At 65.0% G+C, this 20,091-nt stretch carries 16 protein-coding genes; 9 read left to right on the forward strand and 7 right to left on the reverse strand.

Annotated elements, in window-relative coordinates:
• Positions 1 to 47: 47 nt before the first annotated feature.
• Entirely contained in the window at positions 48 to 983 is a 936-nt protein-coding gene (tal, locus tag FB597_RS12605) for a transaldolase (protein ID WP_144769726.1), read from the forward strand.
• A gap of 256 nt (positions 984 to 1,239) precedes the next feature.
• On the opposite strand, the gene FB597_RS12610 is transcribed toward tal, so the two are convergent.
• Genes FB597_RS12610 through FB597_RS12625 form a run of 4 tightly spaced genes read right to left on the reverse strand, consistent with a single transcriptional unit; the run spans position 1,240 to position 6,114 of the window.
• On the reverse strand, positions 1,240 to 2,277 hold the full coding sequence (locus tag FB597_RS12610; RefSeq protein ID WP_144769727.1) for an L-idonate 5-dehydrogenase: 1,038 nt from the start codon (positions 2,275 to 2,277) through the stop codon (positions 1,240 to 1,242).
• 33 nt (positions 2,278 to 2,310) lie between these two features.
• Positions 2,311 to 3,105, reverse strand: coding sequence for an SDR family NAD(P)-dependent oxidoreductase (locus FB597_RS12615; RefSeq protein WP_144769728.1), 795 nt, complete (start codon positions 3,103 to 3,105; stop codon positions 2,311 to 2,313).
• 49 nt (positions 3,106 to 3,154) lie between these two features.
• Positions 3,155 to 4,708, reverse strand: a complete 1,554-nt coding sequence (gene gntK / locus FB597_RS12620; RefSeq protein ID WP_144769729.1) for a gluconokinase — start codon at positions 4,706 to 4,708, stop codon at positions 3,155 to 3,157.
• Between the two features lie 53 nt (positions 4,709 to 4,761).
• Positions 4,762 to 6,114, reverse strand: coding sequence for a GntP family permease (locus FB597_RS12625; RefSeq protein WP_141913420.1), 1,353 nt, complete (start codon positions 6,112 to 6,114; stop codon positions 4,762 to 4,764).
• Between the two features lie 379 nt (positions 6,115 to 6,493).
• Here FB597_RS12625 and FB597_RS12630 point away from each other — a divergent pair, with 379 nt between their 5' ends.
• The 3 genes from FB597_RS12630 (at position 6,494) to FB597_RS20275 (ending at position 9,686) form a co-directional block, all read left to right on the forward strand.
• Positions 6,494 to 7,552 carry a LacI family DNA-binding transcriptional regulator gene (locus FB597_RS12630; RefSeq protein ID WP_144769730.1) on the forward strand — a complete coding sequence of 353 codons (1,059 nt, stop codon included), beginning with the start codon at positions 6,494 to 6,496 and terminating at the stop codon, positions 7,550 to 7,552.
• Positions 7,553 to 7,747: 195 nt separating this feature from the next.
• Positions 7,748 to 9,508 carry a gamma-glutamyltransferase gene (ggt, locus tag FB597_RS12635; protein ID WP_144769731.1) on the forward strand — a complete coding sequence of 587 codons (1,761 nt, stop codon included), beginning with the start codon at positions 7,748 to 7,750 and terminating at the stop codon, positions 9,506 to 9,508.
• A 13-nt stretch (positions 9,509 to 9,521) separates the two neighbouring features.
• Positions 9,522 to 9,686 (forward strand): hypothetical protein, encoded by a 165-nt coding sequence (locus FB597_RS20275; RefSeq protein ID WP_186442780.1) that lies wholly within the window; start codon positions 9,522 to 9,524, stop codon positions 9,684 to 9,686.
• Positions 9,687 to 9,794: 108 nt separating this feature from the next.
• On the opposite strand, the gene FB597_RS12640 is transcribed toward FB597_RS20275, so the two are convergent.
• Together FB597_RS12640 and FB597_RS12645 are read right to left on the reverse strand one after the other, a co-directional pair.
• Entirely contained in the window at positions 9,795 to 11,117 is a 1,323-nt protein-coding gene (locus tag FB597_RS12640) for a hemolysin family protein (RefSeq protein ID WP_144769732.1), read from the reverse strand.
• Between the two features lie 191 nt (positions 11,118 to 11,308).
• Positions 11,309 to 12,316, reverse strand: a complete 1,008-nt coding sequence (locus FB597_RS12645) for a zinc-binding alcohol dehydrogenase family protein (RefSeq protein WP_144769733.1) — start codon at positions 12,314 to 12,316, stop codon at positions 11,309 to 11,311.
• 154 nt (positions 12,317 to 12,470) lie between these two features.
• Between FB597_RS12645 and FB597_RS12650 the strand changes: the two genes are divergently transcribed.
• Positions 12,471 to 13,400, forward strand: a complete 930-nt coding sequence (locus tag FB597_RS12650; protein ID WP_144769734.1) for a LysR family transcriptional regulator — start codon at positions 12,471 to 12,473, stop codon at positions 13,398 to 13,400.
• A 16-nt stretch (positions 13,401 to 13,416) separates the two neighbouring features.
• On the opposite strand, the gene FB597_RS12655 is transcribed toward FB597_RS12650, so the two are convergent.
• Positions 13,417 to 14,979 carry a PLP-dependent aminotransferase family protein gene (locus FB597_RS12655; RefSeq protein ID WP_144769735.1) on the reverse strand — a complete coding sequence of 521 codons (1,563 nt, stop codon included), beginning with the start codon at positions 14,977 to 14,979 and terminating at the stop codon, positions 13,417 to 13,419.
• 132 nt (positions 14,980 to 15,111) lie between these two features.
• On the opposite strand from FB597_RS12655, the gene gabT reads away from it, so the two are divergent.
• From gabT to FB597_RS12675, 4 genes are all read left to right on the forward strand, one after another.
• The gene (gene gabT / locus FB597_RS12660) at positions 15,112 to 16,380 is read left to right on the forward strand and encodes a 4-aminobutyrate--2-oxoglutarate transaminase (protein WP_186442788.1); all 1,269 of its coding nucleotides are present in this window, start codon (positions 15,112 to 15,114) and stop codon (positions 16,378 to 16,380) included.
• A 47-nt stretch (positions 16,381 to 16,427) separates the two neighbouring features.
• The gene (locus tag FB597_RS12665) at positions 16,428 to 17,561 is read left to right on the forward strand and encodes an ABC transporter ATP-binding protein (RefSeq protein WP_144769737.1); all 1,134 of its coding nucleotides are present in this window, start codon (positions 16,428 to 16,430) and stop codon (positions 17,559 to 17,561) included.
• A gap of 109 nt (positions 17,562 to 17,670) precedes the next feature.
• A complete protein-coding gene (locus FB597_RS12670; protein WP_144769738.1) occupies positions 17,671 to 18,723 on the forward strand; it encodes an ABC transporter substrate-binding protein in 1,053 nt (350 codons plus the stop codon).
• 77 nt (positions 18,724 to 18,800) lie between these two features.
• Positions 18,801 to 20,084, forward strand: coding sequence for an ABC transporter permease (locus FB597_RS12675; protein ID WP_144769739.1), 1,284 nt, complete (start codon positions 18,801 to 18,803; stop codon positions 20,082 to 20,084).
• The last annotated feature ends 7 nt before the right edge of the window (positions 20,085 to 20,091 follow it).

Consider the following 20,091-nt stretch of genomic DNA (forward strand, 5'->3'; position numbering starts at 1 on the left):
CAATGAGGTTATCGACTTCCCTTCCAACTTCGCAACCAGGACTTCCCATGAGCCAGCTTGACCAGTTGAAGCAGTACACCACCATCGTGGCCGACACCGGCGACTTCCAGGCGATGAAAGCCTTCGCGCCGCAGGACGCCACCACCAACCCCTCGCTGATCCTCAAGGCGGTGCAAAAGGACGAGTACAAGCCGCTGCTGGCGTCCGTGGTCAAGGCCAACGCCGGCCAGGGCACCGAGCAGATCATCGACCGCCTGCTGGTGGCTTTCGGCCTGGAAATCCTCAAGATCATCCCGGGCCGCGTATCCACCGAGACCGATGCGCGCCTGTCGTTCGATACCGAAGGCACGGTGGCCAAGGGCCGCGAACTGATCTGCCTGTACGAGCAAGCCGGCATCAAGCGCGAGCGCGTGCTGATCAAGATCGCCTCCACCTGGGAAGGCATCCGCGCCGCCGAGATCCTGGAAAAAGAAGGCATCCGCTGCAACCTGACCCTGCTGTTCTCGCTGCCGCAGGCCATCGCCTGCGCCGAAGCCCGGGTGCAACTGATCTCGCCGTTCGTCGGCCGCATCTACGACTGGTACAAGAAATCCACCGGCCAGGAATACACCGGCGCCGACGATCCGGGCGTGCAGTCGGTCAAGGCCGTCTACAACTATTACCGCAAGTTCGGCTACGCCACCGAAGTGATGGGCGCGAGCTTCCGCAACACCTCGCAGATCGTCGAACTGGCCGGCTGCGACCTGCTGACCATCAGCCCGGAACTGCTGCAAAAGCTGTCCGAGGCGGATGCGCCGGTGGAGCGCAAGCTGAGCGTGGAAGCCGCCCAGGCCGCCGACATCGAGCGCGTGACGCTGGACGAGAAGGCCTTCCGCCTGGCGCTCAACGCCGATGCGATGGCCACCGAAAAGCTGGCCGAAGGCATCCGCCTGTTCGCCGCCGATGCGGTCAAGCTGGACAAGATCGTCGAGGCATTGAAGTAAAAGACAAGGATTTCCCGACCGCCGGTCTCGCGCAACGAACGCCGCTGGATACGAACGCCACTGAATTCCGGCCTGCGCCGGGATGACGGCGATTGGGGTAAGGCCGATACTCTTCCACTCGTCGCCGTCATCCTGACGAAAGCCAGGATCCAGCGTCGTTCAGGCGGTCGCCAATACCCTGCTCCGCTTTCTGACCTGAAGACGAAAAAAATCCCGGCACGCAACCGGGATTTTTTATTGGCGATACCTAAAAGCATCAGGCAAAGCTGATCTGCACCTTCATCATCTTCGCGCGGTCGCCGGCGATCTCGAAGGCTTCCACCGATTTCTCGAACGGATAGGTGGCCGTGATCAGCGGCTTCACGTCCACCAGCTGCTTGTTCATCAGCTCCACCGCCATGGCGAACTCTTCATGGAAGCGGAAGGCGCCGCGCCAGTCCAGTTCCTTGCCCACCAGCAGGTTGGCCGGGAAGTTGATGTCGCCGCCCAGGCCCACCTGCACGATGATGGCTTGCGGGCGCAGCGCCTCCAGCGCACCGACCAGCGCGCGCTCGTTGCCGCTGACTTCGAACAGCACGTCGAAGTGGCCCTTGTCGGCGGCGTATTCCTTCAAGGCGTCAGGCGTTTCGGCCATGTTGACGGCGCGGTCGGCGCCCACCTTGACGGCGGTTTCCAGCGGCATCTTGGCCACATCGGTGGCGACCACTTCCAGCGCGCCGGCGCGGCGGGCGGCGATGACCACCAGTGCGCCGATCGGACCGCAGCCGGTCACCAGCACGCGCTTGCCGACCAGCGGGCCGGCGCGGCGCACCGCATGCAAGGCCACCGACAGCGGCTCGGCCATGGCTGCTTCGCCGTCGCTGACGTGGTCGGCCACCACATGCGCTTGCGCGCGCTCGATCACGATCTCCTGGCGGAACGCGCCCTGCACGTGCGGCATGCGCATGGCGCTGCCGTAGAAGCGCATGTCCAGGCAATGGTTCTGCTTGCCTTCCTGGCAGTACTTGCAGGCGCCGCAAGGGCGGCTGGGGGAAATCGCGATGCGGGCGCCGGGCTGGATATCGGAAATGTCCGAGCCGACCTCGGCGATCTGGCCCGACACTTCATGGCCCAGCACCATCGGCTCCTTGATGCGCACCACGCCGAAGCCGCCGTGGTGGTAGTAATGCAGGTCGGAGCCGCAGATGCCGCCGGCCTTGACCTTGACCTTCAGTTGCTGCGGCTGCAGGGCGCCGGTTTCCAGTTCCTGGATGCGCAGGTCGTGCGGCGCGTGGATGACGATGCCTTGTTGCATGGTGCTCTCCCGATGTGTGCTTGAAGGATTGATTTACAGTGTCGCGGTCACGCCGCCGTCCACATAGAGGATGTGGCCGTTGACGAAGCGCGAGGCATCGCTGCCGAGGAACACCGCGGCGCCGACCAGGTCTTCGACATCGCCCCAGCGGCGCGAGGGCGTGCGGCCCACCAGCCAGTCGGTGAACTTCTGGTCGTTGACCAGCGCCATGTTCATCTCGGTCTTGAAGTAGCCGGGGCCGAGGCCGTTGACTTGAAGGCCGTACTTGCCCCAATCGATCGCCATGCCCTTGGTGAACATCTTCACCGCGCCCTTGGTGGCGGCATACGGCGCGATGCCGGGACGGCCCAGTTCGCTCTGCACCGAGCAGATGTTGATGATCTTGCCGCGGCCGCGGCCGATCATGTGGCGCGCCACCGCCTGCGCGGCGTAGAACACGCTGTTCAAGTTGGTGTTGATGATGTCGTGCCAGTCGGATTCCTTGAAATCCTCCAGCGGGTTGCGGCGCTGGATGCCGGCGTTGTTGACCAGGATATCGATGGCGCCCATCTCGCTTTCGATCCGTTGCACCGCGGCCTTGACCGCCTCGTTCGAGGTGGCGTCGAAGCTGGATTCATGGATGGTGTGGCCCTCGTCGCGCAATTGCTGCGCCACCTTGGCCAGCTTGCCGGCATCGCGCCCGTTGAGCACGATGGCCGCGCCCGCCTGCGCCATACCGCGCGCCAGCGCCAGGCCGATGCCGCCGGAAGACCCGGTGATCAGGGCCAGCTTGCCCTCCAGCGAAAAGTCCTTCAGGCCTGCGGGCAAAGCGCTTGTCTTCACTGTCATGTCATCTCCTGTTGTCGGTGGTGGTCTTGCGGGTGCTGCTTTATTGGTTTTATTCAGGTTTGACCATCTCGCGCTGGAAGGCGGCGATGGCGTGGTACTCGGCTTCCAGCTTGGCGGGAATGGCCGCGAAGATCGGCTGCAGGCGGCTGTAGACCTTGACCGCCGCGGCTTGCGGCGCGTGGTGGTGGTTCGATCCGACCATGCCCGAGATCGCTTCCAGCGAATCGACCAGGCCCAGCGCATACGCGCCCAGCACGGCTGCGCCCAGGCAGGACGATTCCACGCTCTCGGGCACCATCACTTCCCGGTTGAAGATATCGGCCATCATCTGGCGCCACAATGCCGAACGGGCGAAGCCGCCGGTGGCCATCATGCGCTTGGTGGGGCCGACCAGGTCTTCCAGCGCCGGCAGGATGCTGTAGAGGTTGAAGATCACGCCTTCCAGCGCGGCGCGGATCATGTGGTGCTTGCCATGGTGCAGGCCGAGGCCGAAGAAGGAACCGCGCAGGTCGGCGTTCCACAGCGGCGCGCGCTCGCCGGCCAGGAACGGGTGGAACAGCAGGCCTTCGGCGCCGGGCGTGACCTTCTCGGCGATGCGCGTCAATGCCTCGTAGGGATCGACGCCCTCGTCGCGCGCGGCAGCCGCTTCGGCCGTGGCCAGTTCGTCGCGCACCCAGCGGAAGATGTTGCCGCCGTTGTTGACCGGGCCGCCGACCACCCAGTGCTTCTCGGTCAGCGCGTAGCAGAACAGGCGGCCGTGCGGGTCGGTCAGCGGCCGGTCGATCACGGTGCGCATGGCGCCGGAAGTGCCGATGGTGACCGCCACGTGGCCGGTCTCGATGGCGTTCACGCCGAGGTTGGACAGCACGCCGTCATTGGCGCCGATGATGAACGGCGTGGCAGTCGACAAACCCAGGCGCTGCGCCATCTCCGGCTGGAGCGCCGGCAGGCGGTAGGTGGTCGGCACCGGCTTGGGCAACTGGGCGGCGTCGACCTGCAGCAGCGCCAGCGCTTCCCTGTCCCATGCCAGCTCGCGCAGGTTGAACATGCCGGTGGCCGAGGCGATCGAGTGGTCCACCACCCACTCGCCGAACAGGCGGAACATCAGGTATTCCTTGATGCCGACGAAGCGCGCGGCCTTGCCGAACACCTCGGGTTTTTCGTGGCGCATCCACATCAGCTTGCACAGCGGCGACATCGGATGGATGGGCGTGCCGGTGCGGCGGTAGATGGCGTTGCCGTCGAATTCCTTCCTGATGCGCTCGGCCCAGACCGAGGCGCGGATGTCGCCCCAGGTGATGCTGTTGGACAGCAGGCCGTTGTCGGCATCCAGCGCGATCACGCTGTGCATGGCGGCACTGAAGGACAGCAGCGCGATGTCCTGCGGCGCCGCCCGGGCGGCCTTCACCGCGCCGGCGATCGAATCCAGCGCGGCTTCATAGATTTGCTGCGGGTCCTGCTCGGCCATGCCCGGCTCGGTGCACAGCACCGGGTATTCCTCCGCGTGCTGCGCAACCACCTTGCCGTCGAGGGTGAAGACGACGGTCTTGGTGCTGGTGGTGCCGAGATCGACGCCAAGCATGTAGCGGGGAGCGTTGGACATGGTTTGTTTCCTTTAAGGCAAAAGCCCGGCACGCGGCCGGGCGGGTATGGCAATTACACGACCAGGTTGAGCAGCATGATGAAGATGATAGCAACAACCGAAATCAGGGTTTCCATCAGCGTCCAGGTCTTGAAGGTTTCGCCCACGCTCATGTTGAAGTATTCCTTGACCAGCCAGAAGCCCGCATCGTTGACGTGCGACAGGATCAGCGAGCCGGCGCCGGTGGCCAGCACCAGCAGTTCCTTGTTGGTGCCGGGCACCAGCGCCACCAGCGGCGCCACGATGCCGGCGCCGGTGATGGTGGCCACCGTGGCCGAACCGGTCGCCACGCGAATCACGCCGGCCACGAACCAGGCCAGCAGCAGCGGCGAGATCTGCGCATGCACGGCCAGCTGGCCGATGGCGGTGCCCACGCCGGAGTTCACCAGCATCTGCTTGAAGCCGCCGCCGGCGCCAATGATCAGCACGATGGCCGCGGTCGGCGCCAGGCTCTGGTCGACGAATTTCAGTACTTGCTGGCGAGTGAAGCCGCGGGCGATGCCGAAGGTCCACATCGCCAGCAGCAGCGCCGCCAGCAGGGCCACGATGGGGTTGCCGACGAAGTCCATCAGGTCGCGCACGGCATGGCCTTCCGGAAGGCTGACGTCGACGAAGGTCTTCAACAGCATCAGGAACACCGGCGACAGCACGGTGACCAGGGTGACGGCGAAGCCCGGCAGGTTCTTGGTTTCCGGCTCGCGCGCCAGTTGCGCCATCAGCTCGTCGGACGGCTTGATGTCGACATACTTGGAAATGAAGGAGCCGAACATCGGGCCGGCAATGATGACGGTCGGCAAGCCGACGATCAGGCCGTAGAAGATGGTCTTGCCGATATCGGCGCCGAAGATGCCGATGGCCAGCAGCGGGCCCGGATGCGGCGGCACCAGGCCGTGCATCACCGACAGGCTGGCCAGCATGGGCATGCCGATCTTGAACAGCGGCACGCCCGAGCGGCGCGCGACGATGAACACCAGCGGGATCAGCAACACGAAACCGATTTCAAAGAACAGCGGGATGCCGACCAGGAAGGCGCCCATCATCATGGCCCAGTGCACGCGCTCGCGGCCGAAGGCGCGCACCAGCGTCTGCGAGATCTGGTCGGCGCCGCCGGATTCGGCCATCAGCTTGCCCAGCATGGTACCCAGGCCCAGCACGATGCCGACGAAGCCCAGCACGCCGCCGAAACCGTCCTGGAAGGATTTGACGATCTTGGGCAGCGGCATGCCGGAAATCAGGCCGAGGAAGCCGGACGTGATGGTCAGCGCGATGAAGGGGTGGATGCGCAGGCGCGTGATCATCAGGACCAGCGCGAGGATCGCGATGAATGCGTTAAACAGCAGTGTTGCTTCGTGGCTCATGCCCAGCATGGGATCTCCGTATGCCGATAGCCGACGGCGCGCGGCCTGGCAGGCCGCCGGAGGGGAGCCCTTCGCCATGGCGGCTGTGGGCGAGCGTCTCCTGCGGCCTACCGATGATGGCGGCGCGTCCGTCTGCACTATCTTCGTAGTGTTTTATTGAATATTCCTGAGTGTGGTAGCCAGCGCCGACTGCGCCGCCGTGTTTCCGGCGGTCGATATGTTAGCGTTAACATTGGGCGCGATGATAACGCTAACATTTCAAGCCGGTCAAACACTTGTTGTGCTGCACTGCGGCACAGGCAGGCAATTGGCCGCGGGAAACCGATTCCGGGTCGCCGCCCGCGGCGTGGCGCGGTATGATGTCGGCCACATTGACGATTCCACCGCCATGAGCAAGCGCGCAGCACAAGACAAAAAAACCGTTCCCCTCCCCGTTCCGAAAGGCAGCCGGGCCACCGGCCGCGTCACCATCACCGATGTCGCGGCCGAGGCCGGCGTCAGTTCGATGACGGTATCGCGCGCCTTGAAGATGCCGGAACTTGTGCAGGAACAGTCGCGCGAGCGCATCTTTGCCGCCATCGAGAAACTGGGCTATGTGCCCAACCAGGCCGCCGCCACGCTGGCCTCGGCGCGCTCGCAGGTGATCGGGGTATTGGTGCCGTCGCTGACCAATGCCGTGTTCATCGAAACGCTCTCCGGCATCCGCGATTACCTGGCCGAAGCCGGCTACCAGTTCCTGATCGGCGAAACCGGCTATGCGCGCGACAAGGAAGCGCAACTGATCTCAACCTACCTGGCGCATGCGCCGGCCGGCTTCCTGCTCTCCAGCAGCGAGCAGTACGAGATCCTGCAAAGCCGCCCGGCCAGCCGCGCCATCCCCGCCGTGCGCATGTTCGACCTGGGGCGCAGCAACGACGAATACTCGGTCGGCTTCTCGCAGACCAGGGCCGGCTATGCGGTGGCGCGCCATCTGGCCGAGCGCGGCTACCGGCGCCCGGCCTTCATCGCCGCCCAGCTCGACCCGCGCATGATGAAACGCCGCGAGGGCTTTCGCAAAGGCTTGCAGGAGGCCGGCATCGATCCCGCCGTGGAAGTGCTGCTGCCGTTGCCGACCACGGTGGACATGGGTGCGCAGCTTTTGCGCCGGGTCCTGGAAACGCGCCCCGACTGCGACGCCGTGTTCTGCTGCAACGACGACCTGGCCCTGGGCGCGCTGTTCGAATGCCAGCGCCAGGGCATCGCGGTGCCCGGGCAACTGGCCATCGCCGGCTTCAACGACCTTTCATGGGCGGCCTGCGCCACCCCCTCCATCACCACCGTCATCACCCCGCGCTACGACATCGGCTACAAGTCGGCCGAAATGCTGATCCGCCAGCTCAAGGGCGAGGACATTCCCAAAGGGCGGCTCGACCTCGGCTTCGAACTGGCGGTGCGCGAAAGCACCTGAGCGCCCATGCCTGGAGGAAAGCGGCGCCAATAATCCGGCGCTTGTCAGAGAAATCCTATAGACAGGTTCGGGGCAACCTCTACAATCACCGGGTGCCGCCATCGATTGCATGCCGCCACCGATAGCGGCATGCAAGGCACAAAATGTTCTAAAACAATAACCACCACGACAAGTCCAGATATCAGGAGAATCCACATGCAAAAATTCACCGGACTTTGCAAGCCGGCCGCATTGGCCTTGCTGCCCCTCTGTACCTCGCTGGCGTTCATGCCGGCTTGCGCACAGACGCCTGCGCCCGCGGCGCCGGTCATCAAGTACGACCTCACCTACGACATCATCAGCCCGGTCCATGCCAAGCACGGCATGGTCGCCACCGAGCAGGAGCTGGCCACCAAGGTCGGCGTCGATATCCTGAAGAAGGGCGGCAACGCGGTCGACGCCGGCGTGGCGGTCGGCTTTGCGCTGGCGGTGGTGCTGCCCAATGCCGGCAACATCGGCGGCGGCGGTTTCATGATGATCCACGACGCCAAGACCGGCAAGAACGTGGCGCTGGACTTCCGCGAAATGGCGCCGCAGCGCGCCACCCGCAACATGTACCTGGACGACAAGGGCAACGTGGTGCCCGGCCGCTCGCTGTATACCCACCTGGCCGTGGGCGTGCCCGGCACGGTCGCCGGCCTGTCGTATGCGCTGGCCAAGTACGGCACCATGAAGCTGTCGCAAGTGATCCAGCCAGCCATCGAGCTGGCCGAAAAGGGCTATCCGGTCAGCCCCGGCCTGGCGCTGATCCTGGCCGCCGAGCGCGAGCACCTGGGCCAGTGGGAGTCGAGCCGCGCCATCTTCTTCAAGGACGGCCGTCCGCTGCAGGCCGGCGAAATGCTGGTGCAGAAAGACCTGGCCAAGTCGATGCGGCTGATCGCCAAGGAAGGCCCGAAGGCCTTCTATGAAGGCGCCATCGCCAAGAAGATCGTGGCCGAGATGGACAAGCACGGCGGCCTGATCTCCTCCGATGACCTGAAGAACTACAAGGTGGTGGAACGGGTGCCGGTCACCGGCAACTACCGCGGCTACCAGGTCATGTCGATGCCGCCGCCGAGCTCGGGCGGGGTGCACATCATCCAGATGATGAATATCCTGGAACGCTATCCGCTCAAGGAATACGGCGCCGACAGCGCGCAGTCGATCCACCTGATGGCCGAGACCATGAAGCTGGCCTATGCCGACCGCTCCGAATACCTGGGCGACCCCGACTTCACCAAGGTGCCGGTCAAGGGCCTGACTTCGCGCGCCTACGCCGACGAGCTGGCCAAGAAGATCAACCCGGACCGCGCCACCCCGTCGTCCGAGATCAAGCCGGGCCAGCCGCAGCCGTATGAAAGCGACCAGACCACGCACTATTCCGTAGCTGACAAGGACGGCAACCTGGTGGCCACCACCTACACGCTGAACCTGAACTTCGGCAGCGGCATCGTGGCCACCGGCACCGGCATCACCCTGAACAACGAGATGGATGACTTCTCGGCCAAGCCGGGCGTGCCCAACGCGTTCGGCCTGGTCGGCGGCGACGCCAATGCGGTCGGCCCGTACAAGCGCCCGCTGTCGTCGATGTCGCCCACCTTCGTGCTCAAGGACGGCAAGCCCTTCCTGGTCACCGGCAGCCCGGGCGGCAGCCGCATCATCACCACCACGCTGCAGACCATCCTCAACGTGATCGACTACGACATGAACGTGGCCGAAGCCACCATCACGCCGCGCATTCATCACCAGTGGGCGCCGGACCAGCTGCGCGTGGAAAAGGGCCTGTCGGCCGACACCGTCAGGATCCTGCAGGACAAGGGCCAGAAAGTCAGCGTCCAGCCTTCGATGGGCCGCACCCAGACCATCCAGATCAAGCCGGACGGCTTCTACGGCTTCTCCGATCCGCGCAATCCGGACGGGCGTACCTTGGGGTTCTGATCCGCAATACCCGATGCAAACCGGCGGCTGCGGCCGCCAACAAAAATGCCGCGACGTGATGAACGTCGCGGCATTTTTCTTTGATGCTTGCGGGATCTTCGCCAATTCTTCCGTCATCCCGGCGCATGCCGGGATCCAGCGACGTTCGTTGCGCTCTTCCTGCGCCAATGAGGCATGACAAACGAGACTGTGTCCTGGCCTTCGTCAGGACGACAGTGAGGCGGTCACTCGAACCGACAATGGCTCAATCCCCGCCTCAATCTCGTTCAGTTGGCCTGAACCATCCTTACTCCCGCCCTTCCTGCAGTTTCGGATTGACCTTCACCAGCACGATCTTCGGCCCCGACATGCGCTTGATCACCACGTCGAACGCCGGGAACTCGATACGCTGGCCTTCCTTGGGCAGGTCGCCCAGCTTCTCCATCACCAGGCCGCCGACCGAGTCGATGCTGTCGTCGTATTCGATATCGATGCCCAGCATGTTCTCCAGCGTGACGATCGGCAGGCTGCCCTTGCCCAGCAAGCTGCCGTCGTCCTGGCGCGTCCACTCGCCGGTGTTGTGGCGGAACTCGTCGCGGATCTCGCCCACCAGCAGGCTGAGCATGTTATCGAGCGTGATGAAGCCGTCCGGCGGCTGGCCCTTCTTGCCGATGATGGCGAAGTGCGGCGAGCCGGTGCGAAAGCGCCGCAGCAGGTCCAGTGCCGGCAGCGCCGGCGAGATGTACTGCACCGGGCGCAGGTAGGCCTTCAGGTCGGCGACGGCGCGCCCGTCCTGCTGCGCCAGGAACACATCCTTCAGGTGCACCAGCCCCAGCACCTGCTGGCGCTCGGCGTCGAAATACGGGTAACGCGAGAAGCGGTTGCGGTAGATGATCCCGAGGTTCCCCTCCAGCGTCATGTCGTCGCCCAGGGCCACGATCTCGCTGGCCGGGCGCATGATGTCGGCCACATCCAGTTCGGCGAAGTTCAGGCTTTGCGCCAGCACGTTCCATTCGTCGCGGGTGAACTTGCCGTTCTTGCCGCTCTTGTTGCCGGCGCGCAGGATCAGCTTGAGTTCGTCGGACGAGTAATGCGCGTCATGGCCGTGCACGCCGCCCAGGCCGGCCACGCGCAGCAGCCAGTTGGAGCTGGCGTTGAGCACCCAGATCAGCGGATACATGCCCCAGTAGAAACCGTACAGCGGCAAGGCGCACCACAGGCCCAGCTTTTCCGGGCTGCGGATGGCCAGGGACTTGGGCGCCAGTTCGCCGGCCACGATGTGCAGGAAGGAGATGACGAAGAAGGCGAACACGAAGGAAACGCCGTGGATCAGTTCCTGGTTGGTCACCCCGGCCAGCGAGAACAGCGGCTCGAGCAGGCGAGCGAAAGCCGGTTCGCCGATCCAGCCCAGGCCCAGCGAGGCCAGCGTGATGCCCAATTGGCAGGCGGAGAGGTAGGCGTCCAGCTGGTTGTGGACCACCGCCAGGATGCGGCCGCGCAGGCCTTGTGTTTTTGCGATGGCCCGGATGCGCGTTTGGCGCAACTTGACCAGACTGAATTCTGCTGCAACGAAAAAACCGTTCAACGCAACCAGGAAGAAGGCTGCGACGATCAGTAATATATTTTCCAACTAGGGTTCCTATAGGGCTTGTCGAGGGGCCCGGGCCCAAACATGCCGGCCCGGACTCCGTAATTTACCATGCGCCATGGGGTGACCCCGGAAGATTGCGTTAAAGATAACTTTCCATCGTGGCGTTGCATGGCCGCTGCCGGGACGACGGGCAAGCTGCGTCCCCTCCACGGCAGCGCAAACCGCCCGGCTCAGAAGCCTTCCAGCACCACCTTGCCGCGCGCGCGGCCGGTTTCGATCAGTGCATGGGCGCGGCGCAGGTTGTCGGCATTGATCCGGCCGAAATGCTCGCCCAGCGTGGTGCGGATCACACCCTCATCGATCAGCGACGACACGCGCTGCAGCAACTGGTGCTGCCGGATCATATCGGGCGTCTCGAACATCGAGCGGGTGAACATCAGCTCCCAATGCAGGGAGATGCTCTTGCGCTTGAGCGGCACGGCATCCAGCGTGGCCGGGTCGTCGATCAGCGCGAACTGCCCCTGCGGCGCCAGCACCTCGACGATCTGGGCGTAATGCTGGTCGGTATGGGTCAGGCTGATGACGATGTCGACATTGGCCAGGCCGATTTTCTGCAATTGCTCCGGCAACGGCTGGCTATGGTCGATCACGTGATGCGCGCCCAGCTCGCTCACCCATTGCTGCGTCTGCTTGCGCGACGCGGTGCCGATCACGGTCAGGCGGGTCAGCTTGCGCGCCAGCTGGACCAGCATGGAACCGACGCCGCCGGCCGCGCCGATGATCAGCAGGCGCTTGCCGTCGCCGCCGTTCTCAGGCACCGCGAGACGGTCGAACAGCAGTTCCCAGGCAGTGATCGCCGTCAGCGGGATCGCCGCGGCGTCGGCATAGCCCAGGCTGCGGGGCTTGGCGCCGACGATACGCTCGTCCACCAGATGCAGTTCGCTGTTGGAGCCGGGACGCGTGATGGAGCCGGCGTAGAACACCTCATCGCCGGCCTTGAACAGCGTCACCCCGGAACCCACGGCGCGCACCACGCCGGCAGCGTCCCACCCCAGCACGCGCGGCTCCTTGGCCGGCGCGCCGATACGGATCTTGGTATCGACCGGGTTGACCGATACCGCCCTGACCTCGACCAGCAAATCGCGCGGGCCCGGCGTGGGCTGCGGCAAGTCGGTATCCAGCAGGGAATTGGCATCGGTAATCGGCAAACCGTGCTGCGTGTAGACTATGGCTTTCATGTCATTTCCTTTTTCAGAGGTAAAGTGATCTTCGGTGGAAGACGATCTCCCCGGCCATGCCGGAATACCCTCCACCATTGGCATCCATATTAGGCAAGCGCCGACGCGTCGGCCATCCGCATTCCCGATTAAGACTTTCACTCCAGACGTGAAAATGATCCGCTTAGAAGATCTCCAGCTGTTTGTCCGCTCGGCCGCCCTGGGCAGCTTCTCCCAGGCCGCGCGCGAGGCGAACCTGCTGGCCGGTCAAGTGAGCGCCGCCATCGGCCGCCTGGAGCGCGACCTCGACATCCGCCTGTTCGCCCGTTCCACCCGCAGCCTGCGCCTGACCGAAGAAGGCGAGCGCTACCTGCCCTATGCATTGGAAGCGCTGCAGACCTTGCGCGAAGGCCAGGATGGCCTGCGCGGCAGCGACACCGAACTGTACGGCACGCTGCAGGTGGCCGCGCCGTCCGACCTCGGCCGCAACGTGCTGCTGGCCTGGCTGGCGGAATTCCGCCGCGACAATCCGAGGCTGGATCTGCGCCTGCAGGTGTCGGACCTGGTGGCCGACGTGTTCCGCGCCCCGGTCGACATCGCCATCCGCTATGGCCGCATGGACGATGCCAGCTTCATCGCGCTGCCGCTGGCGCCCGACAACCGGCGCGTGCTGGTGGCCTCCCCCGATTACCTGCGCCGGCACGGCGCGCCGCAAACGCTGCAGGAGCTGGCGCAGCACGACTGCCTGCAGTACCAGTTGCACAACCGGGTCTACGACAAATGGTCCTTCCCGCTGGCCGATGGCCAGCAGACCGTGCAAGTGAAGGGGCCGCTGGTCGCCGACGACGGCGACGTGGTGCGGCGCTGGGCCATGGCCGGCGAAGGCATCGCCTACAAGTCCTGGCTGGATGTAGGCACCGACGTGCGCGCCGGACGCCTGGACATCATCCTGCCGCAGCAGCGCGGCCAGGCGGTGCCGCTGCATCTGGTGTGCCCGCACCGACGCCAGTATTCGCCGGCGGTGCGCCAGTTGCAGGCGCTGCTGGCATCGCGCTGCGCCGCCCTGCACGCCGACCTGGAACGGGAGCTGGCGGCGCGGGCCTGAGCCCATCTCCCAGGTCCTAGCCTGGCAGGTGGCGCTTGATCACCGCCGCCAGCTTGTCGAAGCTGGGTGCTATCTCCGCGTTGGGCACGCTGGCGTAGCCCAGCAGCAGCCCGCGCCGCGCGCTGCGCGCGTGCATGTAATAGCGTGACAGCGGCCGCACGATGATGCCCGCGCGCAGCGCTTCCTCGCAGATGGCGACATCGTCGCATTCCGGCGGCAAGCCCAGCACCAGATGCAAGCCCGCCTCGCCGCCGGTGATGGTCATCGCTTCACCGAAGTGATGGTCGATCGAGCGCTGCAGCAGTTGCAGCCGCTCGGCGTACAGCACGCGCATCTTGCGGATGTGCGAGGCGAAATGTCCCTCCCCCATGAAGTCGGCCAAGGTAGCCTGCAGGAACACCTGGCCGTTGCGGTAGAGCTCGGCGATGCCGGTCGAGAAGGCTTTCGCCAGCGACTCCGGCACCACCAGGAAACCGATGCGCAAACCCGGGAACATGATCTTGCTGAAGGTGCCCATGTAGAGCACGCGGTCGTGCGTGTCCATGCCTTGCAGCGACGCCAGCGGACGGCCGCCGTAGCGGAACTCGCTGTCGTAGTCGTCCTCGATGATCCACACCTTGTGCGCGGCGGCGTACTCCAGCAGCATGCGCCGACGCGACAGGCTCATCACCATGCCCAGCGGATACTGGTGCGAAGGCGTGGTGCAGATGAAGCGCGGCGGCCGCCGCAGGTTGGCCAGGCGCATGCGCATGCCCTCCTGATCGACCGTGATCGGCACCGACTGTATGCCCAACGAATTGAGCACGCTGCGCGTGCCCCAGTAGCACGGATCCTCCACCCAGGCCGAATCGCCATGCTCGCCCAGCAGCTTGACCACGATGTCGATCGACTGGTGGATGCCGGTCGTAATCAGCACCTGCGAAGCATTGCAATTGACCGAGCGCGCCACCCGCAGATACTCGGCCACCGCCTCGCGCAACGGCGCGTAGCCGGCGCCCGGCCCATAGGTCAGCAAATCCGAATTGGAGCGGCGCCAATGCTTGTTCTGCAACCGGCTCCACACCTTGTGCGGCACGCAGGTCACGTCCGGCACGCCGGGCATGAAGGCGCCCCATTGCCGCTCGCCGACGCCCGCCTGGCGCGTGAGCATGGCGCCGCGCGCCGACAGTTCCGACTTGCCCGACGGATCGGTCAGCGGCTCGATGCGCTCGACCGCCTCCGGGATCTGGTCGGGCGCGGTATCGGCCACAAAGGTGCCGGCGCCGGTGCGGCTTTCCAGGTAGCCCTCGGCCAGCAGTTGCTCGTAGGCGTAGGTCACGGTGTTGCGCGACATGCCAAGCTCGGCCGCCAGGTCGCGCGAAGACGGCAACTGCCATCCGGCCGGCAGCGTCTGCGCCAGGATGGCTTCGCGGATCAGCTGGTAAATCTGGCGGTTGATGGGCATGCGGGGGCCGCGCACGGCCGTTTTCGCTGCGGCGCTTCCATGACCGGAGGTCTTTCCGGCCTTGGCCGGAGCGTTCTTTTGCGCGCTGCGTTCGATGCGCAGCAGCAGGTAATCGGAGAGCGAGACGAGCTTCAATTGGCACCATCAAATATTTAATATTGGCTCTATATTACAGATCCATTTCGGTTTTAGTATCGGTTCCGGAACAAGAATTTCATGCGCCGCCGAGGCGCCCTTTCACCGGAGCAAGCAATGAACAGCAAGGCCATCAGCAACCAGCAACTGCAGCAGCGCAAGAACGCCGCCACCCCGCGCGGCGTGGGCGTGATGTGCGACTTCTACGCCGAACGCGCCTCCAATTCCGAGCTGTGGGATGTGGAGGGCCGCCGCTTCATCGACTTCGCCGCCGGCATCGCCGTGCTCAACACCGGCCACCGCCATCCGAAGCTGATGGACGCCATCCGCGCCCAGATGGAAAAATTCACCCATACCGCCTACCAGATCGTGCCGTATGCAAGCTACGTGGAACTGGCCGAGCGCATCAACGCCGTCACCCCGGGCAACCACGCCAAGAAGACCGCACTGTTCTCGACCGGCGCCGAAGCGGTGGAAAATGCCGTCAAGATCGCCCGCGCCCACACCGGCCGTCCCGCCATCATCGCCTTCGCCGGCGGCTTCCACGGCCGCACCATGATGGGCATGGCGCTGACCGGCAAGGTGGCGCCGTACAAGCTGGGCTTCGGCCCGTTCCCGGGCGAGGTGTTCCATGCGCCCTACCCGAACGCCCTGCACGGCGTCAGCAGCGCCGACGCGCTGGATGCGGTGGCCAACCTGTTCAAGAGCGATGTCGATCCCAGCCGCGTGGCGGCCATCATCCTGGAGCCGGTGCAAGGCGAAGGCGGCTTCTACGCCGCGCCGCCGGAGTTCATGCGCGGCCTGCGCGCGCTGTGCGACGAGTACGGCATCCTGCTCATCGCCGATGAAGTGCAGACCGGCTTCGCCCGCACCGGCAAGCTGTTCGCGATGGAACACTACGACGTGCTGCCCGACCTGATGACCATGGCCAAGAGCCTGGCCGGCGGCATGCCGCTGGCCGCCGTCTGCGGCCGCGCCGAGATCATGGACGCGTCCGCCCCCGGCGGCTTGGGCGGCACCTATGCCGGCAACCCGCTGGCGGTGGCTTCGGCGCTGGCGGTGCTGGAGGTAATTGCCGAAGAAAACCTGGTGGCGCGCGGCACGCGCCTGGGCCAGAAATTGCAGGACCACCTGGGAGAACTGAAATCGGCCGTGCCGCAGATCGGCGAAGTGCGCGGCCTGGGGGCAATGGTGGCGGTGGAATTCACCCAGCCCGGCAGCAACAAGCCGGACGCCGAGTACGCCAGGAAGGTGCAGCAGCACGCGCTGCAAAACGGCTTGCTGCTGCTGACCTGCGGCAGCAGCGGCAACGTCATCCGCTTCTTGTTCCCGCTGACGATTCCCGATACCGTCATGGACGAGGCGCTGGAGATCCTGTCGGCCGCGATGCGGCTGGCCTGAGTCTTGCATTGCATCGCGCCTGATTTCGCTAAAGAGGGAGAACGACAATGAGTGCAAACGCATTGAGACAAGAAGAGATCGCGCCGCAGGCCGGCGAGGTGCTGGCGCAGTTCAGCGGCGTGAAGAAGACCTATGACGGCGAAAACCTGATCGTCAAGAACCTGGACCTGGAGATCCGCCGCGGCGAATTCCTGACGCTGCTGGGCCCATCGGGTTCGGGCAAGACCACCTGCCTGATGATGCTGGCCGGCTTCGAATTTCCCACCGGCGGCGAGATCCGCCTGGACGGCCAGTTGCTCAACCGCGTGCCGCCGCACAAGCGCAACATCGGCATGGTGTTTCAGAACTACGCGCTGTTTCCGCACATGACCATCGCCCAGAACGTGGCCTACCCGCTGTCGGTGCGCAAGATGAAGCGCGCCGAGCGCGAAGCCAAGGTCAAACAGGCGCTGGACATGGTACAGATGGGCAAGTTCGGCGACCGTTATCCGACCCAGCTCTCCGGCGGCCAGCAGCAACGCGTGGCGCTGGCGCGCACGCTGGTGTTCGATCCGCAGCTGGTGCTGATGGACGAGCCGCTGGGCGCGCTCGACAAGCAGTTGCGCGAGCACATGCAGCTGGAGCTGAAGGCGTTGCACAAGCGCCTGGGCGTGACCTTCGTCTACGTCACCCACGACCAGAGCGAAGCGCTCACCATGTCCGACCGCGTGGCGGTGTTCGACCAGGGCGTGATCCAGCAGCTGGCGCCGGTGACCGAGCTCTACGAATATCCCGAGAACCAGTTCGTGGCCAACTTCATCGGCGACAACAACCGCTTCAAGGGCGGCGTCGAATCGGTCAGCGGCGAACGCTGCGCCCTACGCCTGCCGGACGGCGTGCAACTCACCGGATTGAACGTGCACCGCGCCCATGCCGGCCAGACGGTCGTCGCCTGCGTACGGCCCGAGCGCATCCGCCTGCATGCGGGCGCCGCGCCCGAGAGCGCCGGCCCCAACCGCATCAAGGCGCGCATCGCCGGCCTGATCTATTTTGGCGACCACGTGCGCGTGCGCTGCAGCGTGGCCGGTCAGGACGACTGCTTCGTCAAGCTTGCGCTGTCCGACCCGGCACTGGCCGGCCTGGCCGAAGGCGGCGAGGCGACGCTCGAGATTGCGCCGCAGTACCTGCGCTGCTTTCTCTAAGCGCGGCATGGTCTGAACGCAGCAGCGACTTCAATCCTTGAAGGCAACACAAGATTGCCGGCAGTTCCAGGTACAACTCCAACATCGCAACATAACCAACGAGGAACACATGAAACGCCTATCTCCTGCCCTGTTATCCCCACTCGCCCTGGGCATGCTGTTTGCCGTCGGCGCAACTTCGGCTGCGGCCGCGGAACTGACCGTGGTCAACTTCGGCGGCGCCAACGCCAACGCGCAGAAGGTCGCCTACGTCGACCCCTTCCAGAAAAGCAGCGGCACCAAGGTGGTGACCGCCGAATTCAACGGCGAACTGGCCAAGGTCAAGGCCATGGTGGAAGCGAAGAAAGTCAGCTGGGATGTGGTGGAAATCGACGGCGGCGACCTCAACCGCGCCTGTGACGACGGCCTGATCGAGAAGCTCGACCTGGCCAAGACGATCAAGAAGGACGACTACATTCCCGAAGCCACCGTCAGCGAATGCGGCATGGGCGCCTTCGTCTGGTCTACCGTGCTGGCCTACAACGCCGACAAGCTCAAGACCGCGCCGACCGGCTGGGCCGATTTCTGGGACGTCAAGAAATACCCCGGCAAACGTGGCATGAAAAAGAGCGCACAATTCAATCTGGAGTTCGCGCTGATGGCCGACGGCGTGCCGACCAAGGATGTCTACAAGGTGCTGTCTGAAAAAGGCGGCGTGGACCGCGCCTTCAAGAAGCTGGACCAGCTGAAGCCGTACATCCAGTGGTGGGACGCGGGCGCGCTGCCGGCGCAGTTCCTGGCCTCCGACGACGTGGTGATGGCCAATGCCTTCAACGGCCGCATCGACGCCGCCCAGCGCGAAGGCAAGAACCTCAAGGTGGTCTGGGCCGGCAGCGTCTATACGCTGGACTACTGGGTGATCCCCAAGGGTTCGCCGAACAAGGCGTTGGGCGAGAAGTTCATCAGCTACGCCAGCCAGCCCGAGACCCAAAAGACCTATGCCAACAATATCGCCTACGGCCCGGTCAACAAGAGCGCATTGAAGCTGCTGGACGCCAAGACCCTGGCCAACCTGCCGACGTCCACGGCCAACGCCAAGGATTCCATCCAGCTGAGCCTGCAGTTCTGGACCGACCACGGCGAGGAGCTGGAACAGCGCTTCTCGGCCTGGGTCGCGAAGTAACTGGCGCTGGCTCCTGACCCGGCGCCGGTGCAGGCGCCGGCTACGCTTTACCCTTGCCGCACCAGGAATACCGAACCATGACCACCATCGCCACCAGCCCTGCAGCAGCCATGCCACTGGCCGAACCGACACCGCAGCAACTCAGGCGCGAACTGCGCGCCGCCGACACCCGCAAGCGCGTCGCCGCCCTGGCGCTGATCGCGCCGCTGGCGATCTTCCTGCTGCTGACCTTCGTCGCGCCTATCGTGGCGCTGCTGCAGCGCGCCGTCGAAAATCCCGAAGTCGCGGCCACGCTGCCGCGCACCGTGGCCGCGCTGGCCAAATGGGACCGCCAGGCGCTGCCGCCCGACCAGGCCTTCGCCGAACTGGCCGAAGACCTGGCGCGCGCCAAGGAAGACACCTCCGCCGGCCAGCTGGCGCGCCGTATCAACATCGAGCTGTCCGGCGCGCGCTCGCTGATCATGGGCACCGCGCGCGCCATGCCCCTGCGCGATGCCGCGGGCAAGCCCCTGGCGCCGCCCGCCGCCAAGGACGCCCTGATCGCCCTCAACCCGCAATGGGGCCAGCCGGACGTCTGGCGCGTGATCGCGCAGAACGGCTCGCGCTATTCCCCCTATTACCTGCTGGCCGCGATGGACCTGCGCCAGAACGTCTACGGCGACATCGTCCAGGCCGCCCCCGACGCTTCCATCTACCGCACCATCTTCGGCCGCACGCTGTGGATGAGCGCGGTCGTGACCATCATCACCCTGCTGCTGGCCTATCCGCTGGCGTACTGGCTCTCCACCATGAGCGAACGCCGCGCCAACCTGCTGATGATCCTGGTGCTGATCCCGTTCTGGACCTCGATCCTGGTGCGCGTGGCGGCCTGGATCGTGCTGCTGCAATCCGAAGGCCTGGTCAACAAGGCGCTGATGCTCACAGGCATCACGCACGCGCCGCTGGAGATGGTGTTCAACCGCGTCGGCGTGTACATCTCGATGACGCACATCCTGCTGCCCTTCATGATCCTGCCGCTGTACAGCGTGATGAAATCGGTGCCGCCAAGCTACCTCAAGGCCGCCGTGTCGCTGGGCAGCCATCCCTTTGCCGCGTTCTGGCGCGTGTACGTGCCGCAGACCTATCCCGGCATCGGCGCCGGCGTGCTGCTGGTGTTCATCATGGCCGGCGGCTACTACATCACGCCGGCGCTGCTGGGCGGCCCAAATGAGCAAATGGTGAGTTACTTCATCGCCTACTTCATCAACACCACCATCAACTGGGGCATGGCCTGCGCCCTGGGCGCGCTGCTCCTGACCGGCACGCTGGTGCTGTACGGCGTGTACCGCCGCTTCGCCAAGCTCGATGCCGGCATCGCCTGACGCGCCG

Origin of the sequence: Herbaspirillum sp. SJZ099 (genome assembly GCF_007828355.1) — a bacterium.
Classification (GTDB): Bacteria; Pseudomonadota; Gammaproteobacteria; order Burkholderiales; family Burkholderiaceae_D; genus Herbaspirillum.

Excerpts from the sequence above, each read along its gene's own strand:
- tal (WP_144769726.1), top strand. The coding sequence starts at position 48 with ATGAGCCAGCTTGACCAGTTGAAGCAGTACACCACCATCGTGGCCGAC.
- FB597_RS12610 (WP_144769727.1), bottom strand. The coding sequence starts at position 2,277 with ATGCAACAAGGCATCGTCATCCACGCGCCGCACGACCTGCGCATCCAG.
- FB597_RS12615 (WP_144769728.1), bottom strand. The coding sequence starts at position 3,105 with ATGACAGTGAAGACAAGCGCTTTGCCCGCAGGCCTGAAGGACTTTTCG.
- gntK (WP_144769729.1), bottom strand. The coding sequence starts at position 4,708 with ATGTCCAACGCTCCCCGCTACATGCTTGGCGTCGATCTCGGCACCACC.
- FB597_RS12625 (WP_141913420.1), bottom strand. The coding sequence starts at position 6,114 with ATGCTGGGCATGAGCCACGAAGCAACACTGCTGTTTAACGCATTCATC.
- FB597_RS12630 (WP_144769730.1), top strand. The coding sequence starts at position 6,494 with ATGAGCAAGCGCGCAGCACAAGACAAAAAAACCGTTCCCCTCCCCGTT.
- ggt (WP_144769731.1), top strand. The coding sequence starts at position 7,748 with ATGCAAAAATTCACCGGACTTTGCAAGCCGGCCGCATTGGCCTTGCTG.
- FB597_RS20275 (WP_186442780.1), top strand. The coding sequence starts at position 9,522 with ATGCAAACCGGCGGCTGCGGCCGCCAACAAAAATGCCGCGACGTGATG.
- FB597_RS12645 (WP_144769733.1), bottom strand. The coding sequence starts at position 12,316 with ATGAAAGCCATAGTCTACACGCAGCACGGTTTGCCGATTACCGATGCC.
- FB597_RS12650 (WP_144769734.1), top strand. The coding sequence starts at position 12,471 with ATGATCCGCTTAGAAGATCTCCAGCTGTTTGTCCGCTCGGCCGCCCTG.
- FB597_RS12665 (WP_144769737.1), top strand. The coding sequence starts at position 16,428 with ATGAGTGCAAACGCATTGAGACAAGAAGAGATCGCGCCGCAGGCCGGC.
- FB597_RS12670 (WP_144769738.1), top strand. The coding sequence starts at position 17,671 with ATGAAACGCCTATCTCCTGCCCTGTTATCCCCACTCGCCCTGGGCATG.
- FB597_RS12675 (WP_144769739.1), top strand. The coding sequence starts at position 18,801 with ATGACCACCATCGCCACCAGCCCTGCAGCAGCCATGCCACTGGCCGAA.